Raw genomic sequence first — 20,137 nt, forward strand, 5'->3', positions numbered from 1 at the left:
AAATTTGTGAAACACAAATATTTTGCAAATGTTAAAAAAAGGATCCAAACTATATAGCATTTTAACAGGAACCTGTCCGCGTTGCCATCAGGAAAGCATGTATGTAGACAAAAATCCCTACAATCTTGGCAACGTGTATAAAATGCACGAGCATTGCAGCCATTGCGGCCTGCATTATAAAATAGAGCCGTCCTTTTTTTATGGCGCTATGTATGTAAGCTATGGTTTGGGTGTTGCACTTAGCGTTGCAGCATTTATTATATCGTATGTTTTTATAGAAGCCAGCCTTAAAACATCGTTTATTGTTATCATTGCCACCCTTGTGATCCTTATGCCTATCGATATGCGAATATCCCGAAACATCTGGATAAACTTATTTGTTTCCTATCGTAAAGATTGGAAAGACCTGCCTAAACCTTAAAACGGTTCAGGTTAATTTCTCTTGGTATAACTGCTCCGTTTTCAATGGACTCATACAGCAATTTTGCCATGTATGGCCCAAGCATAACACCACGGGTCCCTAAACCATTCAGCAAATGTACGTTTTTATATTTGTGATGCGTACCAATTAATGATTTCCTGTCCTTAACCGTCGGCCTGATACCCGCTAAATGATTAACAACCATATAGTCGCATGTAATCAGTTCGCTCACTTTTTCAAGCAATTCCTGCCTGCCTGCTTCAGTTGTAGTAGCAGTTTTATCATACCATTCATACGTTGCTCCTACTTTGTAAAGATCATTACCCAATGGTAAAATAAACACTCCGCTGTTCACTGCAACATCCAGCTTAAGATCGAGGGCATGGATAATCAGCAGCTCCCCTTTAGTTCCATCAAGCGGCAGATAGTTAAAATACGGATTAGCATGCAGTCCAAAACCTTCTGCAAAAATAATATGCCTTGCCGTTATATCTTTATATGAAACATGATCATCAGAAACTACCAACTCCTCATAATTAAAACACTCTCTCATTAAGCCGCCAATACTATTAAGATAATTACAATAATTGGTCAGTAAAGAAGCAGTATCAACATAGCCGGTACCCAGCACTTCTCCAAAATTAAACGGACTCGGTAGATACTCATATTTTTTAGACATGATATGTTTGCTCAAAAAAGGTTCCAAGGATGGTTTATCCATAGCCTCAAACCACATATTTTGCTCCTCTATACTGGCAAACTTTCTATAAATAGGTAATGGAAAGTCAACTTGTGCACCTATACGCTGCTCAACATTTTTGTAAAATGGTTTCATATAATCCAGATGCAACTTAGAATCCTGCGGAAGGCTGAACCTTTTTAAAATAACCGGATTATAAAGCCCGGCAGCCACAATGCTTGAGTTGTGGGAATCATCGCTAATAAGCATAAAGCTTTTGTTGTTGAGTATACATGTTTCAGCAAAGCTTATACCTGCAAGACCGCCACCAACAATAATAAAATCTTTCATGGGTATAAAAATAAAAAACTCTTACCACAAGGGTAAGAGTTTTTATATAATTAGGAACAAATGTTAGTAATTCCACATATCCTGCTCAAAGTTACGTATCTTATCTTTGATACGTTCTGCCTCAAGCAATTGCATTTGTGCATTTTCTTTCATGTATTGTTCTATTAGCCTGTCGCCATAAACGTTCTCTTCTTTTACAATAGTACTGCTAAAGCGCCTTGAGTTAAGAAGGTGATCAAAGGTGATAGGCACAGCAGAGTTACGCTCATTAAATGACTTAGCATTATGAAGAATTTCTCGTGCTGCAGGATAAAACACCCAAAACAACTCGATAGGATCTGCCTCTGGGCCCATCCTTAACAATGTAAGTGCATCTACAGCCATTGGGCATATACCCAGTATTCTGTATTTAAGCTCACCCTGTCTTTTATCAAAATACCATGTACCAACAATTTTGTACTTGGTAACGTCCTGAGCAGAAACCTGAGAAGTTGTATAGTGCTCATCGGTAAGGATACCGGCAGTTTTTAACTCGTCCTCAGCTTTACCAGGGTTCTGGTTCATTATCTCCCTACCGTAGTCGTTAAGCTCTTTAAAGAAGAATACGCTTTGTATATCCTCACCAGTTTTTTTGGTGGTAAAGTACGAATCAGCATAAACCTCAGTCAGCTTACCATCTTTAATGGCAGTGATTAAAACATTGAATAGTGACTTTCTATCATCGCCCATAGTTTCCTCTACAGGAAAATACATTGGGAAATTAATACGCTGATCAAGGTCAATCACTTCCCATACTTTTTTGGCAAACAACACATCCCTGTCTCCTACATAACCATAAGGTAGAGGCTTATCATGATCCAATGAATCCTGCGCTGCGGTTTTCTTGCCTATCTCATCCGGTGTTTTAGCATTCAGAAGGTTAGACTGGGCGAAAGCCGGAGCCATACCTGCCAAAAATAAAGCCGCTATTATAAAATTTCTGCTATTCATTATTTTAATTTTAAACTGTAAAAGAAAAACGTTCTTTTAAACTAATTTATTGTACTTCCCAAGAGTATGAAGTAGATCTTTTTGGTTTGTAACCGCCAGCTCCTTCAATCTTAGTTTCAATATTGTTGATAGTAACGATATCACCCCTTTTAGTTTTAGCAATAGCAGCCTGTGCTTTTGCATCAAACCTGTTACCCTGAACTATCATAATAGGGTTACCAGGAACAAATAATTCAAAAGACAATACAGTTGTTTTTACATCAAAAACGAAATCAGGGAACGCTACGTTAACAGTTGAAGACGCAAGGTCATTCTTATTACCTTTACCTGAACCTTCTTTACCTCTTAATGAAGGTACCGGAGCAGGGATAGGGCGTACGTTAAATGTTTTCTTAGATGTAACAGCTTTACCATCACTCATTTTTCCTGTAACACTAATTACTGCAGTTGTACCTGCAACACTTGTTACATTCCAGTTGTATTTACCTGATGAACCAGCTTTACCAAAGCTACCAGGAGCAGAAGCCGTAACATTGTTATCAGATATACCTGCAAACGAAACTGTCATTGGGTTATCAACACCACGATATACAGAGTTCATTTTATCAGCAGAGATAGTAGCTTCGTTAGGACGAGGAACCACAACATACTTACCTTCAAATTTTAAAGGAATAGTTTTTCCATCTTCAACGAAAGTAAACTCACCATTGATGTTTTGCTCACCAATACCACCAGCAGTCATGTTGATTATCGCTTGTCCGTTTTCAAGTTTACCTGGGCCTTTAAATGATGTTGGTTTAGTATTTTCATCATACCTACCTAATACCACTTTACCTTTAACCTGTTCACCTTGGAAATAAGCGTTTTTATCTAACACTACAAGCGCAGTATAGTTAGACATTGATGAAGCATCAACCGCCGCTTTTCCTAATGCAGAATTATAAACAGACGCCTCAATAACTTTAACATTATTTTGAAGTGCAGAAAGTTTAGTTAATGATGCAATTGCAGGGAAACCTTTGTAATGGTAGTCAAGGTATTTTTTAGTAACACCTTCGCCATCTTTAACATCAGCCGTATTAAATTTACTATCAAGTTCAGCAACTAACGCTTTATATTTAGTTTCAGAACCTAAAGCTGCTTTCATGTCGTTTTTGTATTTCTCAATAGTACTAACTATTTCAGTACCTTTTTGAGAATACCCATCACCACTAAACCAGGCTTCATCAATTTTATCACCTTTATCCATTGCCTCATATGGCAATTTACCACTTTCTGTCCTTTCGATTTCTTTTGTTACATCACCCTTAAGAGTTTCAAGATATGTGTAAAAATCAGCAGAAAGAGTTTTTACTTTATCAGCAACAAGTTTAGCCGGGCCGTAGTGACCAGCATCTTCAGAAGCTTTAGCTGCTAAAGTAGAATATAATCCATCATTACTTGTTGTAGCCTCTTTATTAGAAGACTCAAACTGTTCGTTCATCAAGCCAAAAGCGGATAATACCTCTTTTGACATATTTAAGGCCATCATAGCGATGAAAACCAGATACATCAGGTTTACCATCTTTTGCCTTGGGGTTAATTTACCTCCTGCCATTTCTAATTAGTATTGTTGTTTTGTTAAAATAATATATTTTGGTTACTAATTAGCTATAATTAAGCTCTGTTTCCCATTGCAGAAAGCATACCACCGTAAACATTGTTAAGTGAAGCAATGTTTTTAGTCATAGCAGTCATTTCCGCTTGTAGTTTAGTAGCGTTTTCAGCTATAACTTTGTTAGCTTCTGCATTACGTGCAGCGCTATCAAGCTGAACTTTGTAAAGGCTGTTTAGAGATTCCATCTGAGCAGCAGCAGTAGACATTTCTTCGCTGTATTTCTTCTGAGAAGAGATAGAATCTACAGTAGGAGCAATTCCTTTTGCAGCAGATTCGAAGTTTTTAATGCTGTTACCAAGGCTTGACATAAGTTCGCCGTCGATTTTAGCCTCTTTAAGTAAGTTATCAAGTTTTTGAGAAAGAAGACCCTGAGCTTCAGCCGGGTTTTCCTTTTTAACCTCTTTTTTCTTAGCGTCACCGCCTGCTAATTCAGGATACACCAATGACCAGTCAAGTTCTTTGTGAATAGGTTCGAAAGCAGAAAGAGCAAAGATGAAAGCCTCAGTACCAAGACCTGCAATAAGCATTTCGCTCGCACCAGGCCAGTGCATTAATTTAAAAAGTGCTCCGATAATTACAACCGCCGCTCCAAGACCATAGGCCATGTTCATAACTCTTTGTGGTAGTGCCATAATAAAAATAATTTAGTTTTTAGTTAAGTTAATTAATTTAAAATATTCAAAAAATTCGAGTTGGTTACAAAATTTAATTACCCTCCGTTAGCAGTGTTTTGGGTACCCATATAATCCTGAACTGTCCTGAAGCCTATGTAGCTCCTTGCAGAATCACGATACTCCCAATCCCTTGTACTTGTTTGAAGAAAGTAAGACACATCCTTCCAAGAACCTCCACGGATTACTTTTCGGCTGTTAGCCCTGTCTGTTACATTAGGGTTCATTGTAGACACATATTCGTATGAGTTGGCATCATAAGAAGAATCAGTCCACTCTGCAACGTTACCCGCCATGTTAAACAGGTTGTAATCGTTAGGATCAAAAGAGTTAGCCTCGACAGTATACAATGCACCATCAGCAGCATAGTCGCCCCTGTTTGGTTTAAAGTTAGCAAGGAAACAGCCCCTGTCGTTTTTAGCATACGGTCCACCCCAAGGGAATGTACCACCTTGTATACCACCACGCGCAGCATACTCCCATTCAGCCTCAGATGGCAAACGGAATGAGTTTACCTGCAGCCTTTTCTTATCTTTCTGGTACGTATTCTTATTAAGCGTTCTCCATGCACAAAATGCTTTTGCCTGACCCCAGCTTACACCTACTACAGGATATAAACCATACGCTTCATGCCAAAAGTAATCATTATGCATAGGCTCATTGTATGAGTAAGCAAAGTCTTTAATCCAAACAGTAGTATCAGGGTAAACCTGAACTTTTTCAGATATAAGGTATTTACTCCTTTTTTCCCTTGTATTCTTAGATTTATCTTTTGCAGCAGACTGAATATCCATCCACTTGTAGCTAAACACAAGCTTAGAAACATCAATAGTCCTTAAACCATTGTATGATTCAGATTCAGGAAGGTACATCGAATCCATAACCTCCACATAAAACTCATCCGGATACTTTTGTGGATCCTTAATAAGTTTAGGCTTGTGGTTAAGTTTACGTCCGGCATACATATCATCACCGTCGCCAAGGCTCCAGTAATTCTCATACATATAAGTATCATAAGGCGATTTCTCTTCCCCTTCTTCTACCGCATCGTTAAAAGCATAGTCACCTATACCTCCACTACCAGGCGTTTGCCCCTGCTCATCTGCAAGTATAGCAAGCCTTGTCCTTATAGTAGAGTCTTTAACCCATTCTACAAACTGACGATATTCGGTATTTGTAATCTCGGTTTCATCCATATAAAACGCACGAACCGTTACCGTTTTTGTAGGAGCATCCTGAACATTAGCCAAATCATCGTCAGACTTACCCATAATGTAAGCACCGCCAGGAACTAAAGTCATACCATAAGGCTTTTCAGGCCTCCACTTCTTTCCTTTAACACCTACCAGTTCTCCACGGTCACTGGAACCACAGCTGATTAGTAATGATAAAGTTGCTGTTAATGCAATGAACTTCTTCATAAAATTGGGTTATTAATGTAATTCTATTTTAAGGGCGTAAACCTATTTATTTATTTTTAAAAAAACAATTTTTTTCATAAAAAAACCTCACACAAAGATAAACATTTGATAACTTGCTCTAAAACAATGCTATTTTATAACAAAAATGTTAAATTATGTTTTTTCGTTGAGCTTTCCATAATCTTTCAGGGTAGTTATTATTACATGCGCTCAGGTAATCATTGTAACTACATGGTAATAACGTATTCTTTTTTACTTTATTATCCCTGCCAACAGCCCTCGGCACCTCAATCCACCACCTGTCTGTCCTGTCACTCTTGTAAAAAACAAGCTCTTCGTCTTCGGTAGCCACTATATATTTAATATAATGCTCCCTGCTGCCAAAAGGATATTCATTAGAGCGATAATGCACCCCCTCTATAAAATACCATAGCACCTGCGCTATAAGTACCGATTCCTGACGGGTATCCTCATGATTAAAGACACCAAAGCAACTAACCTTATCACTAATTCCTGAATACCGCGCTAATGTACAAATTTCTTTGCCATCAAAACCATTTGGCATAAATTTAACAATATTTCCGGAATCGCTTGATTTTACGGCACTCATATCGATACAAACCAGATCAGCATCCCTAAAAACAGGCTCGGCAATTGTTGTATCATTGCAAACTTCACCTAACCTATACGCATCAAAATATAGTTTTTCTATAAGATCTATCTCTTCTTGCGAATTAAAATAGGTTTGATAGCCAATATTACTATAATTAAACAAATTATGTGGCTCTTCTACAATAATTTTTGTTAAATACGAACGAGACGACATCAATTCGTCTTCTTTTCCAAAATCAAAACGATTATCTATAGCCACTAAATTAACCATCTGCTCAAGCTTATCGTAAGCCCTGTATAAAGCATAAGACAAATCCTGAGAGCCACCTATAACAACTGGTATGATCCTGCTTTTTATAAGCTCTGTAACTACGCCTTTTAAGGCATAATAGGTATCCTGCTGTGTTTCGCCCGGAATAATATCGCCAAGATCGGCAATTTGCTTTACCCAGTTACCAGGAAAGAGCCCATAAAATTCTTTGCGGATATAATTAAGGTGAACATGGTCTTTATTATCGTTTTGCCCCCTGTTATCAAGCACACCTATGATAGCAATAGACACATTATCCAGATCAGGAAACTCTTCGGCGTGCAATATAGCCTTTTTTCCTAATGCCTGTAGCGAAAGGCCATCAATAAAATCCAATACCGACCGGTCTACAGGCTGTAAAAAATCGAAACCCATATATTATTTCTTTTTAACTGTGGTTTTCTTTGCTGGCGCTTTCTTAGCTGCTGCCGTTTTTTTAGCAGGTGTTTTCTCTGCTATCATACCCTTTACCTGATCTAAAGTAAGCTTAGTGGCATCTACATCCTTATTAAGCTCAATTTTCATCTTGCCTTTAAGGATAACCGAACGCCCCCAGCGGGCTTTCTCCACCTTAATACCTTCGTCTTCCCAGTTGTGTATTACTTTATCTACTTCTTTTTGAAGTTTATCTTCAATTAGCTCAGCAAGATCGGATTGCGAAAGATTATCAAAATTATATTTTTTACTTACATTGATAAATATACCGTTCCATTTTATGAATGGGCCAAAACGCCCTACCCCTTTTTGAATAGGTTCGTTTTTATAAGTACCAATAGGCGCATCGGCCTGCTGTTTTTCTTTTATAAGCTCTTTAGCCCTCTCTAAATTAACATCAAGCGGGTCTTCGCCTTTTGGCAATGAAATAAACATCTTGCCAAAACGCACATAAGGACCAAAACGGCCATTATTAACCTCCACCTCTTCACCCTGGTATTCGCCAAGGTTTTTAGGTAGCATAAATAAACCTAAGGCCTCTTCTAAAGTTATAGTACCAATATTTTGCTCCGGCAACAGGCTCGCAAACTGCTTAACCTCGTCGTCCGGCTCGCCTATTTGTGCCATCGGGCCAAATTTACCCAAACGTACACTCACAGGTTTGCCCGTTTTAGGATCGGTACCTAATATCCTTTCGCCCGACTCCCTCTCTGCATTTTTCTCTACATCTACGACATTTGGATGAAAATGGTCGTAAAAGTTAGACATCATTTTAGTCCAGTCTTCGTTACCCGATGCTATCTCATCAAAATCCTGCTCTACTTTAGCGGTAAAATTATAATCAAGAATCGTATCAAAATGATTTACAAGAAAATCGTTTACAATGGTACCAATATCGGTAGGCACAAGCTTTCCTTTATCAGACCCTACATTTTCACTAAGCTCCTGCTCTGCGATATTGTTATTTTTTAGCGTAAGCTGTCCATATTTTCTTTGCTGGCCTTCAAAATTTCCTTTTTCCACATAATTTCTGCTAATAATAGTAGAAATTGTTGGCGCATATGTAGACGGGCGGCCTATACCAAGCTCTTCAAGTTTTTTAACGAGAGATGCTTCTGTATAACGTGCCGATGGGCGCGAAAAACGTTCGGTAGCCGTAATATAATTATTTATAAGCCTTTCGTTTATCTTAAGTGCAGGCAGCATACCCTCCTGTTCTTCCTCGTCATCATCATGGCCTTCAAGGTAAACCTTTAAGAAACCTTCAAACACTAACACCTCGCCTAAAGCAGTAAATATCTCTTTATGGCTATTAGCTTCAATTTTAACATTGGTACGTTCCAGTTGGGCATCACTCATTTGAGAGGCTACAGTACGTTTCCATATCAAATCGTAAAGCCTTGCCTGGTCGCGATCTATATTAACCGTGTGGCGGCTCATATCTGTTGGTCGGATAGCCTCGTGAGCTTCCTGAGCGCCCTTACTTTTAGTTGCATAGTTACGCGGCTTACTGAATTCTTTACCGTACGAACGGATAATCTCAGCCTCGGCAGCCGTCATTGCATCGTTAGAAAGGTTTACGCTATCGGTTCTCATATAGGTTATAAGTCCCGCTTCGTACAGCCTTTGTGCAAGCATCATAGTAACACCTACCGGCAAATACAGCTTACGGGCAGCTTCCTGCTGTAAGGTAGATGTGGTAAATGGTGCAGCCGGCGATTTTTTTGCCGGTTTGGTCTCAAGGTCGGTAACTTTATATTGCGACCCTATATTTTTATTTAAAAAATCATTCGCTTCCTGTTTAGTAGCAAAGTTTTTAGGCAGTTTTGCTTTAAATGTCTTTCCTGCCTCATTGGTAAATTCGGCAGTAATACTGTAAGAACCTTCGGCTTTAAAGTTTTGAATATCGCGCTCACGCTCTACAATTAAACGTACCGAAACCGATTGTACCCTACCCGCTGATAATCCGCTCTTAACCTTCTTCCAAAGTACAGGCGATAGTTCATAACCTACTAACCTGTCCAGTACCCTTCGGGCCTGTTGTGCATTTACAAGATCATAGTTTATGCTTCGGGGGTTATCAATTGCTTTTAGTATCGCTGTTTTGGTAATTTCATGAAAAACAATACGTTTGGTTTTGCTTTTATCCAGTTTTAGTTCCTCCGCCAGGTGCCATGCTATTGCCTCACCCTCGCGGTCCTCATCGCTCGCTAACCAAACGGTTTCGGCCGATTTAGAAAGATCCCTGAGCTTTTTAACCAAAGCCTTTTTATCAGGAGAAACTTCATACTTTGGTTTAAATCCGTTAGCTACATCCACCCCTATTTCCTTAGACGGGAGGTCGGCAATGTGGCCGTAACTGGACTCTACCTGGTAATCTTTCCCTAAAAATTTTTCTATGGTTTTTGCCTTTGCCGGCGACTCAACAATCACTAAATTCTTTGCCATCATACATTTCTTTGGTCGCAAAAGTATATGTTTTTTTTAAATATTGATTTTACATTTAACCATTTTGTACACATTTTGTCAAAGTTTAACCAAACGTGGGCTATTATATATATACTATATATATAGGTGTAAAATAAAATTTTAAGCACAAACATCGGCTGTCATCTTGTCATAGTATGAAATTTATAATTATCTTTGCGGTTCTAAAAAAGCATGTGCAGTAGTGTATTATGGAAAAGATAATTGAAGAAAGCAGGCAGGGCCAAAGCCTTGTTTTAGAACAAAAGGAAGAAAACACCAAAAAACTTTTTATAGAGAGCTATGGTTGCCAGATGAATTTTTCTGACAGCGAGATCGTAGCCTCAATACTTGCCAATCAGGGCTATAACACCACCCAAAACCTTGAGGAGGCCGACCTTGTGTTGGTTAACACCTGCTCTATACGCGATAAGGCTGAGCAAACCGTACGTAAGAGGCTGGAGAAATACAATGCTGTAAAACGCATTAATCCGGGTATGAAGGTAGGCGTTCTTGGCTGTATGGCCGAACGTTTAAAAAGCCAGTTCCTGGAGCAGGAAAAAATTGTAGATATGGTTGTAGGCCCGGATGCTTACAAAGACCTGCCTAATTTATTAAAAGAGATTGGTGAAGGCCGCGATGCTATTAACGTTATACTTAGTAAAGATGAAACGTATGGCGATATCTCTCCCGTACGCCTCAACAGTAACGGTGTAACGGCATTTGTATCTATCACCCGTGGGTGCGATAATATGTGTACTTTTTGCGTAGTGCCTTTTACCCGTGGCCGCGAGCGCAGCCGTGAGCCACAAAGCATTATGGAAGAAATTGCCGACCTGCATGCGCGTAATTTTAAAGAGGTTACCCTACTGGGCCAAAACGTAGACAGCTACCTTTGGTACGGCGGCGGACTTAAAAAAGACTACATAAAAGCATCTGAAATGCAAAAGGCTACCGCAGTAGATTTTGCCCAGCTACTGGCTATGGTTGCCGAAGCCTATCCTAAAATGCGCATACGCTTTTCTACCTCTAACCCGCAGGATATGCACGAGAGTGTGCTATACGTTATTGCTAAGTACGATAATATTTGCAACTACATTCACCTGCCGGTACAAAGCGGAAGCACCCGTATATTAAAAGAAATGAACCGCCAGCATACCCGTGAGGAATATATGGCGCTTGTAGATAAAGTAATGAACATTATCCCTGATTGCTCATTATCTCAGGATATGATAACAGGCTTTCCCACTGAGACCGAAGAAGACCACCAGGACACCCTTAGCCTTATGGAGTATGTAAAATACGATTTTGGCTATATGTTCGCCTATTCTGAAAGGCCGGGAACTCTTGCTGCCCGTAAAATGGAAGATGATGTACCCGAAGCAGTTAAGATGCGCCGCCTGCAGGAGGTTGTTGATTTACAACAAAAAATAAGCGCCGAGCGTACCGCAAGGTTCATGGGCCAGGTGGTTGAAGTGCTTATAGAGAAATCATCTAAAAAATCAGATGCACACTGGAGTGGCCGTAATTCGCAAAATACTACAGTGGTTTTCCCTAAAGGACATTACAAAGTAGGCGATTTTGTAAACGTGCTGGTTACCGATTGCACTTCGGCTACACTTATAGGTGAGGCTGTGGGTTATAGTGATATGCAATAATTTTTTGATTTGTTTCAGGTTTCAAGTTTCAGGTTAACGGAACCAGTGAAAACATTTTATGAACCTCTACGAGGTACTAAAACTCGAAACCTGAAACCCTGAACCCGAAACAAAAGAACATGGAGAGCGTACAAGCTATAAAACAGCGATTTGAAATTATTGGGAACGACCCTAAGCTAAACCGCGCCGTTGAAAAAGCCATACAGGTAGCCCCAACCGATATCTCGGTGCTTGTTACCGGAGAGAGTGGTGTAGGTAAAGAGAGCATCCCCAAAATTATACATGCGCTGTCGCACCGCAAGCACGGCAAATATATTGCCGTTAACTGTGGTGCCATACCCGAAGGAACTATTGACAGTGAGCTTTTTGGCCACGAAAAAGGTGCTTTTACAGGCGCAACATCTACCCGTGAGGGGTATTTTGAGGTGGCCGACGGCGGTACTATTTTTCTGGATGAAGTAGGCGAACTACCTCTAACAACGCAGGTTAGGCTGTTGCGCGTGCTGGAAAACGGTGAGTTTATAAAAGTGGGATCGTCTCAGGTACAAAAAACAAATGTGCGCATTGTAGCTGCTACAAACGTTAACATGTTTGATGCTATAGAGAAAGGCAAGTTTAGGGAAGACCTTTACTACCGCCTTAGCACTGTGGAAATTAGCCTACCGCCATTACGCGAAAGAAAAGACGACATACACCTGTTATTCAGGAAATTTTCGTCGGATTTTGCGCATAAGTACAAAATGCCACCTATAAAGCTGGACGACAATGCAGTAGACCTGCTATTAAAATACCGCTGGGGCGGAAACATCCGCCAGCTAAGAAACATTGCCGAACAGATATCGGTACTGGAAACTAACCGTAATATTTCACTTTCTGCACTCCGAAATTACCTTCCGGAGCAGGGTAGCAACCTTCCGGCTGTAGTTCGTGATAAAAAACCCGAAAGCGATTTTAGCAACGAGCGCGAAATTTTATACAAAGTGCTTTTTGATATGCGCGGCGATCTTAACGACCTTAAAAAACTTACCATGGAGCTGATGCAAAATGGCAACAGCTCCAAAGTACAGGAAAGTAATAAGGGACTTATACAGCGCATTTACGGCCAGGACGAAAACCACCGTGAATATGAAGAACTGCCGCAGCGCAATGAGGTTTTTACCGCACCCGCCAAGCGCCCCGAGCCGGTTGCAGAGCATCATGACGACGATGACGATGACGACGACCACTACCTTTTTGCCGAAGCTGTTGAGGAGGAAGAAACCCTAAGGCTGGATGAAAAAGAGATTGAGCTTATAAAAAAAGCCCTGGAACGCAACAAAGGTAAGCGCAAGGCCGCCGCCGATGAACTCGGCATATCCGAAAGGACACTTTACAGGAAAATTAAACAATACGATTTATAGCCCATGCCACGATTCATAAACTATTTTAAATACCTTGCGGCTGTAGCCGTGCTTTTTACGCTAAGCGGCTGCTCTGTCTATAACTTTACAGGTACAGGTAAAATTGATGCTTCTACCTTTCAGGTAAATTATTTTCAGAACAATGCCGAGATCATAGAGCCGGGCATCGAGCGTACGTTTACGCTAAGGCTTCAGGATCTTATTCAGAACCAGACTAACCTTAGCCTTACCAACAGCAATGCCGATTTACTTTACGAAGGCGAAATTACCCAGTATCGCATCAGCCCTATGACGGCCACGGCAAATCAACGTGCTGCACAAAACAGGCTAACCATTACGGTTAATGTTAGGTTTACTAATAAAAAGAAAGAAGACGATGATTTTGAAAAATCGTTCAGTTTTTACTATGATTACAGCGGTGACGCATTGCCTACTGGCTCAACGTTAACTGCTGCACTCGAAGAGATTTTTGAAAGGATAACACAGGATGTATTTAATGCCTCATTGGCTAAATGGTAAATCAGTTGATGGTTTTCAGTTGCCGGTTGTCGGCAATTAATCCCGACAGTACTACTGACAACTAACAACCGATAACTAATTAATGGAAATGCGTACTTTACCAATCATATTTACACTTATATTACTTACTTTATATGTAGGCTGTAGCAGTAGCAACGGAAGCAAATACAGTTTTACGGGCAGCAACATAGGTAAGGATGTAAAGTCGTTTCAGGTAAATTATTTTCAGAATAATGCCCAGATCATAGAACCCGGCATTGATCGTAAATTTACGCAGCGTTTACAGGATTTAATAAAGGATCAAACCGACCTTAGCCTAACTAACTCTAATGCTGACCTGGTTTATGAAGGTGAGATTACACAGTACCGTGTAAGCCCCATGACCGCTACAGCCAATCAGCGTGCAGCCCAAAATAGGCTTACCATTACCGTAAACGTTAGGTTTACAAACAAAAAGAAAGAAAACGATGATTTTGAGAAATCGTTCAGCTTTTATCATGATTACAGCGGCGATGCTTTGCCTACGGGCGCTACATTAGATACCGCTCTCGAAGAGATTTTTGAACGGATAACACAGGATATATTTAACGCCTCACTGGCTAAATGGTAATTTTTAAGTCGCAGTTTACAGTATCAGTTAGCAGAAGCTACCGGACTGTGAACTAAGACTGAGACTGAAAACTAAAACTTGAATACAAAAGACTATACATACCTGCTAAATAAGCCGTACTCGTTAAACGAAAGGCATACTGCGGAACTTGAAAGTATCCTTATCGAGTTTCCGTACCTGCAAAGTGCACGCGCTATTTATCTAAAAGGCTTGTATAACAAAGATAGTTTCCGGTACAATTCAGAACTTAAAAAAACGGCGGCTTACACAACGGACAGGTCGGTGTTATTTGATTTTATCATATCAGAAGAATTTCGCAGTATTGATAAAGCAGTTCATGAGGAAAAAGAACAGGCCATAAGCCAGATATCGGTTACTGATAGCATGGTAGTGCACCCTCCGGTAGATAAACTGGAGCAATCTATAAAACTTTCTATTAAAGAAGCAGTGGCCGAAGCTGAAGAGCTTTCGGTTAAAATCCCGGAGACAGTAATTGAGTCGGCTCCCATAGAAGAGCCCCTAACCGGCAAACCATTACAGTTTGACCAGGCCGAAACACACTCTTTTGCAGAGTGGCTGCAACTATCTAAGTTAACCCCAATTGTACGTGCCGAAACCCAAAAAGAGCCCGAAATGCCTGCTGAACTGGCAAAAAAAATAAGCCTGATAGATAAATTTATAGAGGCAAACCCAAAGATTGCACCTACTAAAAACGATACATCCGCACAGGTAAATTTAGGCAAATCTCAACCGGAAAGCCCGGGCCTTATGACTGAGACACTTGCACGCGTTTACCTCGAACAAAAAAAATATACTAAGGCAATACAGGCCTATGAAATTTTAATTTTGAAATATCCGGAAAAAAGTGTTTTCTTTGCAGACCGTATTTTAGAAATAAAGAATTTACAACAAAAACAATAAATAAAAGAACATGCTTAATTTCACAATCTTTTTAGTACTTATTACAATTGTAAGCTTCCTTTTAGTGGTAGTTATTATGGTTCAGAACCCTAAAGGTGGAGGTCTTTCTTCTTCTATCGGCGGTCCTCAAATTATGGGTGGTGTACAAAAAACTACCGACTTTCTTGATAAAAGTACCTGGACACTATCTACAATACTGGTAATATTAATACTATTATCAAGCCTTAGCTTCTCTAATAACTTTTCGGGTGACACCCAGGTTATAGATGAGAGCGCAGTACCTGCACCGGCAGCTAAACCTGTTACCGCTCCTGCTGGCACCGCTACACCGGCTGCACAACCGCAAGGCACTGCAACGCCTGCACCCGCTCCGGCTCCTGCACAATAATGAGTATTTCTCTAAATAAAACCTTAAAAATGCCAGCTTGTCAACGCTGGCATTTTTTATATATGTAAATTTGGCAGATTTGCAAAATGGCACAATTTCTGACAAATAGAAAGCGTCGTAAAATTTAATAACAAACAACAAAAAATAAAGAAAAGATATGTCTTTAAACATTAAACCACTTTCAGACCGTGTCCTTATAGAGCCGGTAGCTGCAGAAACACAAACTGCTTCAGGGATTTTTATTCCGGATACTGCTAAAGAAAAACCACAAAAGGGTATCGTGGTAGCCGTAGGTAACGGCACTAAAGATCATGATATGACCGTAAAAGTGGGCGATACTGTATTGTATGGCAAATATGCAGGAACCGAATTAAAATTTGAAGGTAAAGATTACCTTATCATGAAAGAAGAAGAAATTTTTGCAGTACTATAATCCGGGAGTTTAATTTTTGAACAACATATAACAATAAACGCAACATGGCAAAAGAGATAAAATTTGATATTGAAGCACGCGACGGCTTAAAGCGCGGTGTAGATGCATTAGCTAATGCAGTAAAAGTAACATTAGGCCCTAAAGGCCGTAACGTAATCATCAGCAAATCGTTTGGTGGCCCTACAGTAACTAAAGATGGAGTATCTGTAGCTAAAGAAATTGAGCTTAAAGATACCCTTGAAAACATGGGTGCACAAATGGTTAAAGAGGTTGCCTCTAAAACTAATGACCTTGCCGGAGACGGTACTACAACTGCAACGGTACTTGCACAGGCTATTGTAAAAGAAGGCCTTAAAAACGTTGCTGCCGGCGCTAACCCAATGGATCTTAAACGCGGCATTGATAAAGCTGTAGAAGCTATTGTGGCGGACCTTGCCAGCCAGGCTAAAGTTGTAGGCTCTGATAGCGAGAAGATCAAACAGATCGCTTCTATTTCTGCAAATAACGACGAAACTATAGGTGAGCTTATTGCTACTGCCTTTGGTAAAGTAGGTAAAGAAGGTGTAATTACTGTTGAAGAAGCTAAAGGTACCGATACTTACGTTGATGTGGTAGAAGGTATGCAGTTTGACAGGGGCTACCTATCGGCTTATTTTGTAACCAATTCAGAAAAAATGGAGGCAGAATTAGAAAGGCCTTACATTTTACTATACGACAAAAAAGTATCTTCTATGAAGGATTTGCTTCCGGTACTTGAGCCGGTGGCACAATCAGGCAAGCCACTTTTAATTATTGCCGAAGATGTAGATGGCGAAGCCCTTGCTACTCTTGTAGTAAATAAATTAAGGGGTGCACTTAAAATTGCTGCTGTTAAGGCCCCGGGCTTTGGCGATAGGAGAAAAGCACTTTTAGAAGATATCGCTATACTTACAGGTGGTACCGTAATTGCAGAAGAAAGAGGCTATACGCTGGAAAATGCAACGCTTGATATGCTTGGTACTTGTGAGAAAGTAAGCATTGATAAAGATAACACTACCATTGTAAACGGTGCCGGAGACCCGGAACTTATTAAAAACCGTGTTAACCAGATAAAAGCTCAAATGGAAACTACAACATCTGACTATGACAGGGAAAAACTTCAGGAGCGTCTTGCTAAACTTGCAGGTGGTGTTGCCGTACTTTATGTAGGCGCAGCATCTGAAGTAGAGATGAAAGAGAAAAAAGACCGTGTTGATGATGCACTTCACGCAACACGTGCTGCTGTAGAAGAAGGTATTGTTGCTGGTGGTGGTGTAGCATTACTACGTGCCAAAAACGCTCTTGCAAACATTAAACCGGAAAATGCAGACGAAGCTACAGGCATACAAATTGTTGCCCGCGCGGTTGAGTCTCCATTACGTACTATTGTAGAGAACGCAGGCCTTGAAGGATCTGTAGTGGTTGCAAAAGTTGCAGAGGGAACCGGCGATTTTGGTTACAACGCTAAGACTGATGAGTATGTTGATATGCTTGCAGCAGGTATTATAGACCCTAAAAAAGTTACCCGTGTAGCGTTAGAAAATGCAGCATCGGTAGCAGGTATGATACTTACTACAGAGTGTGCACTTATAGATATTAAAGAAGATAACCCAGGCGGCGGTATGCCAATGGGCGGCGGCATGCCGGGTATGATGTAATATCCAAATTATAAAATAGTTAAAAGGAGCGTTTTTACGCTCCTTTTTTGTTATAATGAGGTTTTCCGTAAGGATTTTTGTAACAAAATATATACATTTAGCGACTTAATATTTGCACATTAAACCTTACTTAACCGCCCATGAAAAAAATCACCCTTACCACTACCCTATTACTATTTTTATTATGTTCTTTTTTACAGCTGCACGCTCAGGATGCTAAAAAAGATGCCATTGCAAAATCACTTAACGATTACTTTTTCCTTGAACGCGAAAACATCCACATACAGCTAAACAAAACCGTGTTCATGACTAATGAGCAAATTTGGTTTAAAGGCTATGTTTTCCATCGTCGCAAAAATTTACCGTTTTTCACTACTGTAAACATCTATGGCGCTTTAATGGATGAAACCGGAAAAATACTCGAAACCAAACTGTTTTATGGCAACATAGGCAGCTTTTCGGGCAGTTTTAAACTCAACAACACGTTTAAATCGGGTAAATATTACCTTCAGTTTTATACCAACTGGATGAACAATTTTACCGAAGATGAGTCGGCCGTGTATGACGTTACCGTTATTAATGCCGCCTCAGGTGCAGGCAATGCCCTTGCTAAGGCAGATCCGTCTAAAATAAACATCGATTTGTACCCCGAAGGCGGCACTATGGTTAACGGCACAGCAAACAGCATAGGTGTAACCGTATCCGATTGTAATCATGAACCATTACCGGTATCTACCGTAGAGATTGTAGATGGTGCAGGCAAGCCTTTTAAAACTGTACAGGTTAATAAGCTGGGCAATGGACGTTTTGATCTTCCTGCAAACACAGGCCAGGGTTTTAAAGCCATAGTAGCCATAGAAGGTATTAAGCACGAGCAGCTGCTGCCTACACCTCAGCTTAAAGGCATTGCATTAGAGGTTAGTAATTACGCTATTCCTGATAAAACCATGGTTACCATACGTACAAACAAGTTAACTGCTGATAGTTATGCAGGTAAACCTTTGTACATTTTAGTACACCAGGATGAGCAGGCACTTTTGTACGACCTTAATTTTAATACTGGCACCGAAGTTAAAATGGCCTTGCAAAATACCGATCTGTTTCCCGGCATTAACACTATAAGGATACTGGATGCCGACCTTAACCAGCTTGCTGAACGCCTTATTTACAAACATGCGGGCCAAACACTTACATCAACCGTAGCAAAAGCAGGACAAAATGTAGAAAACCTGGAGCTAACAGGTAAAACATCTGCGCCAAATTTAAACATCAGCGTTTCAGCCTTGCCGGATAACACCCGCAGCTTTAACGAAACAAACGATATTTTCAGTTCGTTCTGGCTCTTACCTTATATAGATGGGCATAAAAAAGTTAGTGGTAAATATTACTTTGCCAATTTTAGTAAAGGAAAAGCCTACGAACTCGACCTATTTTTAATGGGCCAAAAGAGTAAATACAACTGGACAAGTATTAAAAACAACCCTCCCCAAAATAAATTCCCATTTGATATTGGCCTTACCCTTAAAGGCAGCCTGCCTAAGAGTGCCGGCGACCCTAAAGGAACAAGAGTAAGACTGTATGCATTGTCATCAGCCCTGGAAGAAACGGTTGATGTAGATAGCAAAGGCGATTTTACTTATGAGAATATTATTATTCCTGATTCTACATTTGTAAACTTCTCAATGTTTAGAAAGGGCGAAAAACCTAAAGAACTTACATTATTGCCTCAATTATTAAATGCTAACAGGAAATTCTTTAAAATGTATACCCCTCCTATGCGTTGCTATGCTCCCGATGGCACAACTGCTTTAAGCACACCTAATATTTTTCAGGAAAACATAGAACTTGAAGAGGTTACCATTGAAGGCAAGAAATTAAAATATGCCAAAGTAAGCGGCAATGGTAATCTAAGAGGCTATAAGATTACCCAACAGGAAATTAACAGCTACAACTCATTACTTAACTTCATCAAATTCAACAGCAGTTTTGTAGTTAACGATAACTCTGTCAATGTTACGATATACTCAAGCCGAAATTCCACCAGCCTTAATGGCGCACCTCCTAAGCCTGTAATTTACATAGACGGAATGCAAGTTTATGATTATGATCTTTTAAGGACGATCTCTATGAACGAGGTTGATGAAATTTACATGAACCCACATGCTATTGTACCGTCTGTTCGTAATTTTATGGGAATTATAAGAATTTATCTTAACCATAACTATAAGCCAAAATCTAAAACTACCCTTCCGGAAATTATAGTAAAAAATGGCTATGAAAAGATTTTACCTTTTGAAAATGTTATTTACAATACTACTGATGATGAAGGTTTTGCAAGCTTTGGGGTTATTGACTGGGATGCTAACATTATGACTGATGAAACCGGGGCATTTAATCTTACCATACCTAACACCGGTCAAAAAACAATTAAATTGTGGATAGAAGGTTTTAGTGCCGATGGTAAACTGATATCGGAAATAAAAACTATTAATGTAAAATAACATTTACAGTTTATATAA

Annotated in this window: 17 protein-coding genes; 10 read left to right on the forward strand and 7 right to left on the reverse strand. The window is 39.9% G+C overall.

All coding sequences use genetic code 11. The features are described 5' to 3' along the window. The first annotated feature begins 28 nt into the window (after nucleotides 1-28). Nucleotides 29-421 carry a DUF983 domain-containing protein gene (locus FMM05_RS07840; RefSeq protein WP_143372790.1) on the forward strand — a complete coding sequence of 131 codons (393 nt, stop codon included), beginning with the start codon at nucleotides 29-31 and terminating at the stop codon, nucleotides 419-421. Here the strand turns inward: FMM05_RS07840 and FMM05_RS07845 are convergent. The 7 genes from FMM05_RS07845 to topA form a co-directional block, all read right to left on the reverse strand. Then, the gene (locus tag FMM05_RS07845; protein ID WP_143372791.1) at nucleotides 411-1,451 is read right to left on the reverse strand and encodes an NAD(P)/FAD-dependent oxidoreductase; all 1,041 of its coding nucleotides are present in this window, start codon (nucleotides 1,449-1,451) and stop codon (nucleotides 411-413) included. The two genes, FMM05_RS07840 and FMM05_RS07845, sit on opposite strands and share 11 nt — an antisense overlap. A 63-nt stretch (nucleotides 1,452-1,514) precedes the next feature. Beyond that, nucleotides 1,515-2,441, reverse strand: a complete 927-nt coding sequence (gene porN / locus FMM05_RS07850) for a type IX secretion system ring subunit PorN/GldN (RefSeq protein ID WP_143372792.1) — start codon at nucleotides 2,439-2,441, stop codon at nucleotides 1,515-1,517. 46 nt (nucleotides 2,442-2,487) lie between these two features. After that, complete coding sequence (porM, locus tag FMM05_RS07855; protein ID WP_143372793.1) at nucleotides 2,488-4,038, reverse strand: type IX secretion system motor protein PorM/GldM; 1,551 nt, start codon at nucleotides 4,036-4,038, stop codon at nucleotides 2,488-2,490. Nucleotides 4,039-4,097: 59 nt separating this feature from the next. Further along, nucleotides 4,098-4,730 carry a type IX secretion system motor protein PorL/GldL gene (gene porL / locus FMM05_RS07860; RefSeq protein ID WP_394345147.1) on the reverse strand — a complete coding sequence of 211 codons (633 nt, stop codon included), beginning with the start codon at nucleotides 4,728-4,730 and terminating at the stop codon, nucleotides 4,098-4,100. Nucleotides 4,731-4,807: 77 nt separating this feature from the next. After that, on the reverse strand, nucleotides 4,808-6,190 hold the full coding sequence (porK, locus tag FMM05_RS07865; protein WP_143372794.1) for a T9SS ring complex lipoprotein PorK/GldK: 1,383 nt from the start codon (nucleotides 6,188-6,190) through the stop codon (nucleotides 4,808-4,810). A 148-nt stretch (nucleotides 6,191-6,338) separates the two neighbouring features. Next, nucleotides 6,339-7,487 carry a formimidoylglutamase gene (locus FMM05_RS07870; RefSeq protein ID WP_143372795.1) on the reverse strand — a complete coding sequence of 383 codons (1,149 nt, stop codon included), beginning with the start codon at nucleotides 7,485-7,487 and terminating at the stop codon, nucleotides 6,339-6,341. A gap of 3 nt (nucleotides 7,488-7,490) precedes the next feature. Further along, entirely contained in the window at nucleotides 7,491-9,995 is a 2,505-nt protein-coding gene (gene topA, locus FMM05_RS07875; protein WP_143372796.1) for a type I DNA topoisomerase, read from the reverse strand. Between the two features lie 230 nt (nucleotides 9,996-10,225). On the opposite strand from topA, the gene miaB reads away from it, so the two are divergent. The 9 genes from miaB (at nucleotide 10,226) to FMM05_RS07920 (ending at nucleotide 20,119) form a co-directional block, all read left to right on the forward strand. After that, nucleotides 10,226-11,671, forward strand: a complete 1,446-nt coding sequence (gene miaB, locus FMM05_RS07880) for a tRNA (N6-isopentenyl adenosine(37)-C2)-methylthiotransferase MiaB (RefSeq protein WP_143372797.1) — start codon at nucleotides 10,226-10,228, stop codon at nucleotides 11,669-11,671. 119 nt (nucleotides 11,672-11,790) lie between these two features. After that, entirely contained in the window at nucleotides 11,791-13,071 is a 1,281-nt protein-coding gene (locus FMM05_RS07885; RefSeq protein WP_143372798.1) for a sigma-54 interaction domain-containing protein, read from the forward strand. A gap of 3 nt (nucleotides 13,072-13,074) precedes the next feature. Next, nucleotides 13,075-13,590, forward strand: coding sequence for an LptE family protein (locus FMM05_RS07890; RefSeq protein WP_143372799.1), 516 nt, complete (start codon nucleotides 13,075-13,077; stop codon nucleotides 13,588-13,590). 88 nt (nucleotides 13,591-13,678) lie between these two features. After that, nucleotides 13,679-14,200 carry an LptE family protein gene (locus tag FMM05_RS07895; RefSeq protein ID WP_143372800.1) on the forward strand — a complete coding sequence of 174 codons (522 nt, stop codon included), beginning with the start codon at nucleotides 13,679-13,681 and terminating at the stop codon, nucleotides 14,198-14,200. Nucleotides 14,201-14,278: 78 nt separating this feature from the next. Beyond that, complete coding sequence (locus tag FMM05_RS07900) at nucleotides 14,279-15,121, forward strand: tetratricopeptide repeat protein (protein WP_143372801.1); 843 nt, start codon at nucleotides 14,279-14,281, stop codon at nucleotides 15,119-15,121. A 10-nt stretch (nucleotides 15,122-15,131) separates the two neighbouring features. Beyond that, nucleotides 15,132-15,509 (forward strand): preprotein translocase subunit SecG, encoded by a 378-nt coding sequence (secG, locus tag FMM05_RS07905; protein WP_143372802.1) that lies wholly within the window; start codon nucleotides 15,132-15,134, stop codon nucleotides 15,507-15,509. A gap of 157 nt (nucleotides 15,510-15,666) precedes the next feature. Beyond that, nucleotides 15,667-15,942 (forward strand): co-chaperone GroES, encoded by a 276-nt coding sequence (locus FMM05_RS07910; protein ID WP_143372803.1) that lies wholly within the window; start codon nucleotides 15,667-15,669, stop codon nucleotides 15,940-15,942. Nucleotides 15,943-15,986: 44 nt separating this feature from the next. Beyond that, nucleotides 15,987-17,618 carry a chaperonin GroEL gene (gene groL, locus FMM05_RS07915; RefSeq protein WP_143372804.1) on the forward strand — a complete coding sequence of 544 codons (1,632 nt, stop codon included), beginning with the start codon at nucleotides 15,987-15,989 and terminating at the stop codon, nucleotides 17,616-17,618. A 140-nt stretch (nucleotides 17,619-17,758) separates the two neighbouring features. Further along, nucleotides 17,759-20,119 (forward strand): hypothetical protein, encoded by a 2,361-nt coding sequence (locus FMM05_RS07920; RefSeq protein ID WP_143372805.1) that lies wholly within the window; start codon nucleotides 17,759-17,761, stop codon nucleotides 20,117-20,119. Nucleotides 20,120-20,137: the final 18 nt, after the last annotated feature.

The sequence above is a fragment of the Flavobacterium zepuense genome, assembly GCF_007097145.1.
GTDB classification, from domain to species: domain Bacteria; phylum Bacteroidota; class Bacteroidia; order Flavobacteriales; family Flavobacteriaceae; genus Flavobacterium; species Flavobacterium zepuense.